The 12,751-nt window shown below is 39.3% G+C and carries 7 protein-coding genes; 5 read left to right on the forward strand and 2 right to left on the reverse strand.

All coding sequences use genetic code 11. From position 1 onward, the window contains the following. Window positions 1-19: 19 nt before the first annotated feature. On the forward strand, window positions 20-3,526 hold the full coding sequence (locus tag A5294_RS00735; protein WP_064340213.1) for a UPF0182 family protein: 3,507 nt from the start codon (window positions 20-22) through the stop codon (window positions 3,524-3,526). A 99-nt stretch (window positions 3,527-3,625) separates the two neighbouring features. Here A5294_RS00735 and A5294_RS00740 read toward each other — a convergent pair whose 3' ends face one another. After that, window positions 3,626-4,417, reverse strand: a complete 792-nt coding sequence (locus A5294_RS00740; protein ID WP_064340214.1) for an ABC transporter permease — start codon at window positions 4,415-4,417, stop codon at window positions 3,626-3,628. A 309-nt stretch (window positions 4,418-4,726) separates the two neighbouring features. Between A5294_RS00740 and A5294_RS00745 the strand changes: the two genes are divergently transcribed. From A5294_RS00745 to mfd, 3 genes are all read left to right on the forward strand, one after another. Next, window positions 4,727-5,779, forward strand: a complete 1,053-nt coding sequence (locus tag A5294_RS00745; protein WP_004106862.1) for an ABC transporter substrate-binding protein — start codon at window positions 4,727-4,729, stop codon at window positions 5,777-5,779. Window positions 5,780-5,918: 139 nt separating this feature from the next. Beyond that, complete coding sequence (gene pth, locus A5294_RS00750) at window positions 5,919-6,518, forward strand: aminoacyl-tRNA hydrolase (protein WP_064340215.1); 600 nt, start codon at window positions 5,919-5,921, stop codon at window positions 6,516-6,518. Next, window positions 6,508-10,116 carry a transcription-repair coupling factor gene (gene mfd, locus A5294_RS00755; RefSeq protein WP_064340216.1) on the forward strand — a complete coding sequence of 1,203 codons (3,609 nt, stop codon included), beginning with the start codon at window positions 6,508-6,510 and terminating at the stop codon, window positions 10,114-10,116. The genes pth and mfd overlap by 11 nt, the downstream gene beginning before the upstream one ends. Window positions 10,117-10,195: 79 nt before the next feature. Here mfd and A5294_RS00760 read toward each other — a convergent pair whose 3' ends face one another. Next, complete coding sequence (locus A5294_RS00760; RefSeq protein WP_064340217.1) at window positions 10,196-10,933, reverse strand: ABC transporter ATP-binding protein; 738 nt, start codon at window positions 10,931-10,933, stop codon at window positions 10,196-10,198. 60 nt (window positions 10,934-10,993) lie between these two features. Here A5294_RS00760 and A5294_RS00765 point away from each other — a divergent pair, with 60 nt between their 5' ends. Beyond that, window positions 10,994-12,685, forward strand: a complete 1,692-nt coding sequence (locus tag A5294_RS00765) for an ABC transporter substrate-binding protein (protein ID WP_064340218.1) — start codon at window positions 10,994-10,996, stop codon at window positions 12,683-12,685. Window positions 12,686-12,751: the final 66 nt, after the last annotated feature.

A 12,751-nucleotide genomic window follows, 5' to 3' on the forward strand; every position in this document is an offset into this window, starting at 1 on the left:
ATATAGTACTATTAACTTTATGTTGAAACTCATCATAGAAATAATTATTGGCGTTGCATGGGCTGCTTTTGGCGTGTATATGGCTAAAAAACCTAAAAATACTAAGACGCATAAGCGTGCCGATTATACAAGCGACGGAAAGAAAAAGCGCCAACAAGATAACGATTCTACTGATTCTATTGAGCAAGATGTAATTGTAGAAAGCATTGATGAAGATAATAAAAGTGATGATGTTGTTGCTAAAGACGATTCTAATAGTGAAAACAAAGGTAAGACTTTTTCAAAGTTTACAAAAAAAATAGAAGATTGGGCAGACTATTATAGTGATGATGGTGACCTTGGTGATCTCTTTAGTGATTTATTAGAAGCTAAGAAAAAACTAGAGAACAAAGGCGATTTTCCAAAAAATAGCGAAAGTAATAATATCAATAAAAGCGATTATAAGAGCACTGAAAATAAGGAGCATAAGCGTTCTATGAGATTAGAGTTTAATGTAGGTAAATTTATTGGCGGCTCAAGAAGATGGCGGTGGATTCTTGCGATAGTAGTGTTAATCGTTGTGCTTGCTATAGCTGCAATATTTGCTCTCGCAAGGTTCATAACTGATTGCATGTGGTATTCACAGCTAGGCTTTGAAAGCGTTATTTGGATTCAACTTGCAGCAAAAGTAGGCGTTTGGGTGCTTTATGCAATATTAATGTCTGCTTTTGGCTACTTGTCTGCAGCTTTGGCAATAAAAGCGCGTCCAAGCAATGCAGATGGAACTTATATTCGAATTAAAGGCAATGTTATTGATTTAAAGCAGGGAATTAGTTCAAAGCTTGCTTTGCATGTTGCAGGAATTTTTTCATTGATTGTAGGCGCGGTATTTGGATTTAAATTCTACAATCATTGGGCGCAAATTTTGTTAATGTTTAACGCCCAACCTTTTGGCATTAAGGATCCGCAATTTGGAATTGACAATGGGTTTTATGTATTCGTACTACCAGGATTAAGGTTATTTATAAGCGCATTTGTGCTCTTATTGGTAATATCCTTTGTTTTCTCTATTATTACGCATCTTCTTATGGGAGCAATTCGTTTTAGTATGCCTATCGACGGTAAAGGCATATTAAGCATTACAAAACGAGCACGTAGACAAATCTCTATATGGTTTATGCTTGTGATTTTGACGTGGGCACTTCAACAGATTTTAGATATGTTCGCTTTAGTAACGCTTGATGGCCCTAGAATTACAGGCGGTTCATACACTGACATGAATGCTGGAGTTCCTGGAAGCATAGTTATGGCAGTAATCACAGTGTTAGTTGGGTCTGTTATTGCATTTTGGTTTATGAAATCTCACGCTTTATCTGTAGAAGCACCAATTTCAGTTCGTTTTAAAACTGCTGTAAAAGCTTGGAAAACTCCGACTATTGCTTTAGCTTTTATGATTGTTTGCTCAATTGTTATATCTTTTGCCTGGCCGGCACTTGTGCAGCGATTTAAAGTTGCTCCTAATGCTCAAGAATTGGAAGCTACTTATATTCAGCGTAATATCGATGCTACAAAGTTTGCTTATGGGCTAAATAATGTAAAGAAAGAATCGTATAACGCTACTTCTAAAGGTAAATCAGGTGCATTATCAAAAGAAGCAGAGTCAACTGCGCAAATTCGTTTGTTAGATCCACAAGTTACGTCTCCAACTTTCCGTCAATTGCAGCAATCGAAGCAATACTACACTTTCGCAGATACGCTTTCAGTTGATAAATACGATATTGACGGTGTAAGTCAAGATACAGTTATCGCTGCACGTGAACTCGATTTAGCTGGAAACGATAATCGAAACTGGGTTAATGATCATACAGTTTATACGCATGGCTACGGAATTGTTGCAGCCTACGGAAATAAAGTAACTACAGATGGTCAGCCGCAATTCATGGAGTACGGTATTCCTGCTCAAGGCAAACTTACTAAGTCACAAAAGTATGAACCACGTATTTATTTCTCTCCGAATGCTCCTGAGTATTCTATCGTTGGATCTCCAAAGGGGACAGCTCCATGGGAGTTTGATTATCCGACTGGTTCTCAAGGTGCATTAACTACTTTTAATGGCAATGGTGGTCCAAGTTTAGGCAATTTCTTCTCTAAACTTTTGCATGCAATTAGGTTTGGGTCTGATCAGATTCTTTTCTCTGATCGTGTGACTTCTGAATCTCAAATTTTGTATGATCGTGATCCTAAGACACGCGTGTCTAAGGTTGCTCCTTACTTAACTTTGGATGGTCGAGTTTATCCTGCAGTAGTAGATGGTCGCGTTAAGTGGATTGTTGATGGCTATACTACTTCTGATTCTTACCCTTATTCTCAGATGACTGATTTTGGTAAGGTAACTCAAGATTCCACAACAACAACTTCTCATTCTATTAAAGGATTGACTAATCAGCGAGCAAACTACATCCGTAATTCTGTGAAAGCTACAGTTGACGCTTATGATGGTTCTGTTGATTTGTATGTGTGGGATACGAAAGATCCTGTAATCAAAGCTTGGAGATCAATTTTCCCAGGTCACTATCATGACATTTCTAAGATTTCTGGTGATTTGATGAAGCATTTGCGTTACCCAGAAAGCTTGTTTAAAGTTCAACGTCACTTATTAGCAAAGTACCATGTGGATACAGCAAGTCAATTCTTCTCTGGAGAAGACTTCTGGCAGATTCCTGTTGATCCAACTGAATCTCAAAAAGCACAAAAAGAAGATATTTTGCAACCTCCATACTATTTGACTTTGCAAACTGGAGACGCAAAGAAACCAGTATTTTCGCTTGTTTCTACTTATATTCCAGCAGGTAAAAGTACTCGTGAAATATTAACTGGTTTCTTGTCTGTTGATTCAGATGCGGGGGATACTCCTGGCAAGATTGGTCCAAATTACGGTAAGATTCGTTTGCAAGAATTACCTAAGATATCTAATGTTCCAGGACCTGGTCAAGCTCAGAATAATTTCAACGCTAATGCAAATGTTTCTAAAGAATTGAATTTGCTTGAATCCGGTTCTACTAAAGTTAAACGTGGCAATTTGATTACATTACCTCTTGGTGGAGGACTGGTTTATGTAGAGCCTGTTTATGTGCAATCTAGCGGTTCTACTAGCTATCCTTTGCTTAAGAAGGTGTTAGTTGCGTTTGGAGATCAAGTTGGATTTGCAGATACGTTAGATGAAGCACTTAATCAAGTATTTGGCGGAAACTCGGGTGCTTTGGCTGGTGATGCTTCTAATAATTCTTCTTCAAACAATGCTGCTGAAAGTAATGAATCTAAGGATGCTGATTCTAAAGAAGGTAGCTCTAAGGAAAGTGAGTCTAAGAATTCAGAAAAATCTCATTCTATGAGCCAAAAAGCTAAAGAAGCACTTAAACGTGCAGCTCAAGCGTTAAAAGATTCTGATTCTGCTATGCGATCCGGAAACTGGGAAGCTTACGGAAAGGCGCAAAAAGAGCTGAGCGATGCTATTAATGAAGCAATGAAAGAAGAATCAGGTAAGTAGTAAGTTTTCATTAATATCTCAGTTTGTGAGTTACAAAAGTAGCGAATGTTGCGTTATTTTCGTCACTTTTGTAACTCACATGTGCTGTTTTAATGCAATTCACAATTGGTTATCTGGATCATCATCTTCGTCTGCTGAACCAATCATAATTCTTTCACAAACGTTAACAATGCACATAAGAAGCGCAGTAAGAATTATTATTACTATTGTTGCAGAAAAAATAAGTGGTGTTCTAAATGAGTTATAAGCGAATTGAAGCCAAATTCCTAGCCCATCTTTGGCTCCCAAATATTCTGCAGTTGAAGCAGTTCCAAAAACATAAGCTGCACTAATGCGTATGCCACCAAAAATTTGGCGAGCTGCAACCCTTAATTTAACATGCCACAAAGTCCAAGTTCTATTTGCTCCACAAGTTAAAGCAACATCTGTATAAAAACTTGGAACGGCGTCAAGACCTCGTATAGTTTGCACAGCAATAGGGAACATGCTGAAAACCATTACTATTACAATTTTCCCCGATATTTCAAAACCAAACCAAATCAAAAAAATTGGCGCAATAGAAATTAATGGCATAGTTTGCGCTGCGCATAAAAGCGGGAATAAAGCAGATTTAACAAGCTTACAAATATGGAAAATAACACCTAAAAGAATTCCAACTACTATTGCAATAGAAAAACCGATAACTGTTTCTTGTGTTGTAATTAATGCTGCAGGTAATAGAGTTGGCAAAGCGTCAGCTGTTGATTGAACAATTGAAGATGGTGTTGGAATCAAATTTTCCGAAATTTTATAATATTCGCATGCATACTGCCAAAAAACAAGTAAAACTATTACAGAAAATACAGTTGGCAGATATTTAATTAGCATACGTTTAAAACGCGATTGCGTCATGAAAACTCGATTCCTTTCTTTAAATGACTTCGATTGCTGCCCCAATCGAATTATTTAAAACTACAAATAGCACGTACATTCTATTAGAAGCGCACAACTTCTGTGAGTTTAATAGTGTACGAGATTTTTTATTTGTCTATTTAATCATGCATAATCTAAATGTTTCGTGAGTCAATGTGTGGCAAACTGTAGCAGATTGAATCTGCTCAGGGGCATTGAACGGCGCGGGCTAGGCCCTTTGTTACCGTTTTCTGCCGAGTTCGTGTCACTTTCCCAGAAGAACGGTACAAGAAACAAAGTAGGGAACTCATGAATATGCGTATTGTAAAGCGTACTCTTGCGTTTATTCTTTCTGCGTGCTGCGTATTTTCTTTCTCGGCATGTGGATCTGCAAGTAGTAGTAAGAATGCAAATCTTCGTAAAGTGTCGTTTATGCTATTTTGGGCACCGGATACTAATCATATTGGTATTTATGTTGCTAAGCATAAAGGATGGTTTAAAGATGCCGGATTAGATGTCAATATACTTGCTGTTGCTCAGACTGGTTCGGAACACGCAGTTGATAGTGGTGTTGCTGATTTTGCTCTTAGTACTTTGACGAATGCTGCTGATTTTTCAACAAAGGGAGCAAATCTTGAGCAAGTTATGCAAGTTCAGCAAAAGCCAAGTGCTATTTGGTGTTCACTTGCTTCGAACAATAAGATTCATTCTCCAAAAGATTTTGATGGTCGTACTTTTGCAACTTTTGGTTCAGCTGAAGGTGATGCTGTAATTCGTAGGATGATTCAACACGATGGCGGTCAAGGTAAGTTCGACAAAGTTACTGTTGGAACTTCAACTTTTAGAACTCTTGAATCTGGTAAAGCTGATTTTGGTGGCTTCTACGGCACTTGGGAAGGTGTACAGTCTGAAATGTTTGGACCAAAGCTTCGCTGCTTCATGGAGGGCGACTACGGTGTGCCAGGTCAGCCAGATACTATTGGAATAATTGCAAATAAGCGTACTGTAGCTAAAGACCCTAAGCTTGTTCGAGCATTTGTTAAAGCTGCAAAGCGCGGATATGAATATGCTTATGAACATCCTGATGAGGCTTCTGAAATTCTTGTGAAAGAAGCAAAAGATGCTAATCTCGACATAAAGTTTGTTAAGCGTAGCATGAAGATGATTGTTGACGGTCAATATTGGGGCAATCGCGCGGATATTAAAAGCGGAAAATTTGTGTTCGGAACCACTGATGTTAAAGGCGCTCAAGCTTACTTTAACTTCTTAAGTAAGGAAGGTGCTTACACTGATTCTAAAGGCAAAGTAACTCATAAAACTCCGCAAGCAAAAGAATTGTCTACTGACGAATTTTTGAAATAAATAACATAATGACTTGAGTCTTGATAGAATAGGCTGAAGTATATAAGGGCGTATCGAGTAGTTGTGATTTTACGTTCATCTACAATCGATGCGCCCGTTTTGTTGTTTTGCTAAATATTTGAATGGGGAGTGGTCTGCCATGACATCGGATTTTTGGCTTATTGCTGGCTTGGGAAATCCTGGTACAAAATATGAGGGTACTCGACACAACATGGGTTTTATGGTTGCAGACGTTTTGGCACAACGTTGGTCAGTATCTCTTTCGGATCACAAAGGTTTAGCTAAACTTGGCAAAGGTGTTATGAATCTTGATGGTCGCGTAGCAAAGTTTTTCCTTGCCAAACCGTTGACTTTTATGAATGATTCTGGTGCTGCAGTATCTTCTATAAGCTCCTATTATCAAATAGAACCAGATCATATTGTGATAATTCACGATGATATGGATTTAGATTTTGGGCGCATTAAAGTAAAAGCAGGAGGCTCTGCGGGAGGACATAACGGTATTCGTTCTATCGATCGCTCTCTTGGTACTCCTCAATATTCTCGAGTGAGAATGGGTGTTGGTCATGCGCAGCGTGGTGCTCACGCGCACGATAATACCGTCAATTGGGTTCTTGGAGGTTTTGCTGCAGCTCAAAAATCTGATCTTCCAAACTTTTTAGCAGATGGTGCTGATGCTGCAGAGAGTATTATTTTCCATGGATTAGCAGCAACGCAGGAGAAGTTTAATGGCCGCTGATAGCAGGTCTAATATCAGAAACGACAAGAATGATAATACTGATGATATTTCAGTAATAAGCTTGAGAGATATTCTTAATGATTTATCAACTAAGGACTCACTTTTTAAAGCTTTATCTGAATATGATCTTGATGCGATATCTGATTATTGTTGCGAAAGTGCAAATAAAAATCGTAAAGATTTAGATTCAATAAGTGAAGATTTAACAATTTCTTCTCCTATTGGAATTCGTTCTGCTATTGTTGCTGCATTAGCTAAGAAAAAGCCAGTTGTTGTTATTGTTCCATCGAGTAGAGATGCTGAAGATTTTATTGCGTCTGTGCGTGATTGGTACGATGGTGATGCTCAAGACGTTGCTAAATTAGAAGCTTGGGAAACGTTACCTCATGAAAGGCTTTCGCCTAGGGCAGATACTGTTGCTAGCAGGATTGCAGTGTTTCGTAGGCTTTGTCATCCTGAAAATAACACATCACTTTTTGGTCCGATTCGCGTGTTGGTTATGCCTGTGCGATCGCTTATTCAGCCTGTAGTTGAAGGCATTGGTGATATAGATCCTCTGTTATTTGAGTGCGGAAAAGAATTAACTCTTGAATATGCTGTGAAACGTTTGGTAGAAAACGCATATACTCGTGTTGATTTGGTGATGGAACGTGGAGAGTTTGCTGTTCGTGGTGGAATTATTGACGTTTTTGCGCCAACGATGACGCATCCTGTGAGAATTGAATTTTTTGGTGATGAAATTGATACTATAAAGCAATTTCATGCTTCTGATCAGCGTACTTATGGCAATAATATTGCAAGTATTTGGGCTACGCCTTGTCGTGAGCTTCAGATTACAGAAAAAATTTGCAAGCGCGCGCGTTCTCTTATTGGTGCAATTCCAAATGCTGACGATATGCTTGAATCAATCGCAAATTCTATACCTGTAGAAGGTATGGAGTCCTTGTTGCCTGCACTAGTGGATCGCATGGAATCAGTGCAAAATATGCTTCCAAAGGAATCTGTTATTATTCTATCTGATCCCGAAAAATGCCGTAGAGCTGCAGATGACGTAACTGCTACAGCTAACGAATTCTTAGCGGCTAGTTGGCATGTTGCTGCTTCTGGACACGGTTCTGGAGCTCCAATAACATTCGATCAAGCTAATTTCTTGGATTTTGATGAAACGATTTCATCGTTAGAATTGTCTAATCATGACGTATGGAAATTAACATCTTTTGGTGTTGACAATCAAATTTATGGAAATATTGCGTTGCCAGCATCGGCGCCACAAGAGTTTCGAGGAGATGAATCGAAAGTTTCTGGTGGTATCGCTTCTCTTGTCGACAATGGTTTTGCTGTAACTATTACAGCTGCGGCTTCTGGTACTCTTGCACGCTTGAGACGCGCTATATATGCGACTGGTGTACATGAATTTACTACAGTGTGCTCAAGTATTTCGGATGGCTTCATTGATAATGCTGCGCGTATCGCGTTTCTTACAGAGCGTGATCTGACAGGTAAATCTTCTGCATCAGCTCAACTAAAAACTCCAAAACGCAGGCGCAAAGCAATCGACCTAATGGAATTAAAACCTGGTGATTTCGTTGTGCACGAACAGCATGGTATTGGACGTTTTGTTGGGATGAAACAACGTAATATTGCTGTTTCGGGTGGTAGTGCAACTCGCGAATATTTAGTAATTGAATATGCTCCTAGCAAACGTAATGCTCCTAACGATAAGCTGTTTATTCCAACAGATCAGCTTGATTTAGTTAGTAAATATATTGGTGCCGAAATACCAAAGCTTAACAAGCTCGGCGGTTCCGACTGGGCTCAAACTAAAGCAAAAGCTAAAAAGCATGTTCATGAAATTGCTGAAAATCTTATTAAACTTTATTCAGCAAGGCAGCAATCTCGCGGATTTGCATTTAGTAAAGATACTCCTTGGCAAAAAGAGTTGGAAGACGCATTTCCTTATCAAGAAACCGCTGATCAGCTTACAACTATTGACGAAGTAAAAGCGGATATGGAAAAGCCAATACCAATGGATCGCTTAATTTGTGGAGATGTTGGTTTTGGTAAAACTGAAATTGCGTTACGTGCAGCTTTCAAAGCTGTGCAAGATTCTAAGCAAGTTGTTGTTTTAGTTCCAACGACTTTGCTTGTTCAACAGCATTACGAGACTTTTACAAATCGATTTGAAGGCTTTCCTGTAAAAGTTGCTGCAATGAGTAGATTCCAAACTTCTAAAGAGATTGAAGAAACTTTAGCTGGATTGCAAGATGGGAGCATTGACGTTGTTATTGGAACGCATAAGCTTTTGAATCCTAGTATAAAGTTCAAAGATTTAGGTTTGGTTATTATTGACGAAGAGCAGCGTTTTGGTGTGGAACATAAGGAAACGCTCAAAGCTTTGCGCACAAACGTTGACGTATTAAGTCTTTCGGCAACGCCAATTCCTAGAACTCTTGAAATGGCTGTAACTGGTATCCGTGAAATGTCTACTCTCGCAACTCCTCCAGAAGATAGGCTTCCAGTGCTTACATACGTTGGTGCGTATGATAATTCTCAAGTTGCTGCATGCATTAAGCGCGAATTGTTGCGTGGGGGTCAAGTTTTTTACGTCCATAATCGTGTTGAAGATATTAGTTCTGTTGCAAGTAAGATTCAGGAGCTTGTGCCAGATGTCCGTGTTGCTATTGCTCATGGAAAAATGGGCGAGAAGCAGCTCGATGCTGTTATTCGTGATTTTTGGCATAGAGATATTGATGTGCTTGTTTGTACAACGATTATTGAAACAGGTCTTGATATTTCTAATGCGAATACACTTATTGTCGACCACGCAGATAGATTCGGTTTAAGCCAGTTGCATCAGTTGCGCGGTCGAGTAGGTAGAGGTCATGAGCGTGCTTACGCTTACTTCTTGTATGATCCTTCAAAGCCTATGACGCAACAATCTCACGATAGACTCTCAACAATTGCTCAGCATACTGCACTTGGTTCTGGTTTTGATGTTGCGATGAAAGATTTGGAATTGCGCGGAACTGGAAATTTGCTTGGAGATGAGCAAAGTGGCCACATTGAGGGTGTTGGATTTGATTTGTATGTTCGTATGGTTTCTGAAGCTGTTGAAAAATATAAGGAACCTGAAAGAGTTGAGCCTGTTTGTGTAACTATTGATCTTCCTGTTGAGGCTTCTCTTCCAGTTGATTATATTGCTTCTGACAAGCTTCGTTTGGAAGCGTACCGGAAGCTTGCTGCTGCTAAGGATAATAGTGATTTGCGAGAACTTCACGATGAGCTTCTTGATCGCTTTGGTAATCCGCCTGAAGAATTTGAGTCTTTGTGTGATGTTGCTCGTTTGCGTTTTAAAGCACGCGAGATTGGTATTACGCAAATCAGCTCTCAAGGAAAATCAGTGCGAGTTGTTGGCGTCGATCCAAAAGAGTCTGTGATGATGCGTTTGAAGCGTATTTATAGAGGATTGCAGTATCGTCCTCTTACTCATATGCTTATTGTTCCAGCTCCTTTTGAATCTTCACTCGGGTCTGGTTCAATGAATGAGCATGAAATACTCTCCTGGGTGCGTCAGCTTCTTGATGACGTCGCTTGGTAAATTTTCTTGTGTTTATTTTATAAATAAAGGCGGCCGCTATTTTGCAGTCGCCTTTATCAATTATTTTTTTTTCGCGTTCTTACTGTAACGCTTCTCTAAGCTCGTCTTCTATTTCAACGTGATTATTTGGACGCTTTTGTGCATCAAGTTGGCTTCGATCAATATTCCAGTTTTTCTCAATGATTCCGTCTTTAATCATAAGAATTCTGTCAGAAAGTCTTACTGCTTCAGAAATATCATGCGTGACCATTATTGTGGTCCAGCCATGTTTCTGTCTTAGATTATCAAGCAAATCTTGCATGTCTAAACGAGTTAAAGCATCTAATGCGCCGAAAGGCTCGTCTAAAAGTAGTAATTCAGGATTATGAACTAAAGCTCTAGCTAATGAGACTCGTTGTGCTTGACCACCTGAAAGTTCTGATGGCCATTTTGACCCGCAATTATTAAGTTGCATATCGTTAAGAGCTTTTTCTGCAATAGATTTTAGTTCTGATTTGTTTCCTTGCATTCCGAAAACTACGTTCTTACTTACTGTTATCCATGGTATTAATCTTGCGTCTTGGAAACCTATTGCTTGATGTTGTGTGACGTTTATTGTTCCAGAATCAGGTTTGATTAATCCTGAAATAACTTTAAGAAGAGTGGTTTTTCCGCATCCTGAGCGTCCGATTAGAGATACAAATTCACCTTTTTTAATATTTAGATTTATATCTCGCAATATTTTAGCGTTATTTTTAAAAGTCACGCCAATATGTTCTAGAGTAACGCAGTAAGAGTTATCTTTAGTCTCATAGTTTTCTTCTATTTGAGTGTTCATATTTACTCCTACTGCGTTGCTMTAAATMATGTTTATATGCCATTAAGAAAGGTTTATGGTATGGCTAACAGCAAACCTGAGGAAAGCGTGCACGAAGAAAACGGCGCGACTGAAAAATTCTCCGGTAAAACTAACAATGAGACTAATAAAAGCACTTCTTTCGCTGCGAGCACTGACTCTTCGCTGAATGAAGCTGAAAAATATGCTTATTCAGGCTCGAAACGCAAAATGGGCAAGATCTGGCTATTTAGCTTAGCTATTGTTTTGGTAGTAGTGTTTAGTGCAATTTTTGCAACTCTTACTACATCTAATAAACCAAATAAATCAAATTCAGTATCGGAAATTTCGAACAAAACTATATCTATAGGTCTAAAGTTAGCTCCTACGAATCTTGATATCCGTAATCAATCAGGTTCCTCACTCGACCAGTTGCTTATTGGTAACGTGTATGAAGGCTTAGTTGCTCGCAATGCTACTAATCAGGTAGTTCCTTCGTTAGCTCAAAGCTGGGAAGTAAGTAAAGATGGTTTGCGTTACACATTCCACATGCGTAAGGGTGCTGTATTTTCTAACGGCAATAAGCTTACTGCGCATGATGCAGAATGGTCGTTTAGCGAGCTTATTGCTAAAAAATATCGCGGCTCTAACATGGTTGGAAAAGTTGAGTCTGCTAAAGCAAAAGATGATTACACGTTTGAAATCACTCTTAAAGAGCCAAATGCTAAGCTTTTGTGGGCACTTTGCAGTCGTTCAGGTTTAGTTTTTGATAAAAGCGCAAAGTATGATGCAAAAACTCAAGCAGTCGGTTCTGGACCGTATCTAATTGACAAATTTGTGCCAAATGATCGTGTTGTTTTAAAAGCAAATCCGCGTTATAAAGGTATTCATCGTGCGCAAACTAATAAGATAGTAGTTCGCTATTTTGTTGACGATAACGCAGCGGTTGACGCACTTTCTTCCGGTTCTGTGCAAGCATTAGCTCCTATTTCTGGTCAACTTGCTAAGCCTTTTAAAGATGATTCCAAGCGTTACGATGTCAGTGCAGGTAATGGCACAGATAAATTTGTTCTAGCTATGAATATGAAAGGCGAACGTACTAAGGATAAGCGCGTGCGCAAAGCTATTCGTTACGCGATTGATCACAAGCAAATTATTGCATCTCGTGGCGGCACGGATTTAGCTCTTGGTGGTCCAATTCCTTCTCTTGACCCTGGTTATGAGGATTTAACTAAGCTGTATCCTCATGATTTGCAGCGCGCTAAGGAGTTAATGAAGGAAGTCGGATTTGACGAATCTCATCCTATGGATTTGACGCTTACTTATCCGAATATTTACGGCACGCAAATTGGCGATCAGCTGCGCTCGCAATTGAAGCCTATTGGAATCAATTTGAAAGTTAATATTGTTGAGTTTACTACTTGGCTTCAAGATGTTTATAAGAATAAGCAGTATGATTTGTCGATGGTTGATCACAATGAGAGTCACGATTTTGGGCAGTGGGCGGATCCTACGTATTACTACGGTTACGACAATAAGCAAGTCCAGGATTTGTATGCTAAAGCTATGCTTTGTGCGGATCCTAAAGAGTCAAATAAATTGCTTGCTAAAGCTGCGCGAATTATTAGCGAGGATGCTCCTGCTGATTGGCTGTTTAACTATCGCGTTGTAACTGCGAAAATGAAGAATCTTGAAGGAATGCCTTTTGACATGAATCAAGAGATTTTGCCGCTATACAACCTGCGACTTAACTGATTTTGTGTTAGCTGTGCGCGACGACCTGCCTTCGCGCATAGAGCGTAGCGCGCGAAGGCAACTCGG

It is taken from the genome of Gardnerella sp. 30-4 (genome assembly GCF_001641215.1).
GTDB classification, from domain to species: domain Bacteria; phylum Actinomycetota; class Actinomycetes; order Actinomycetales; family Bifidobacteriaceae; genus Bifidobacterium; species Bifidobacterium leopoldii.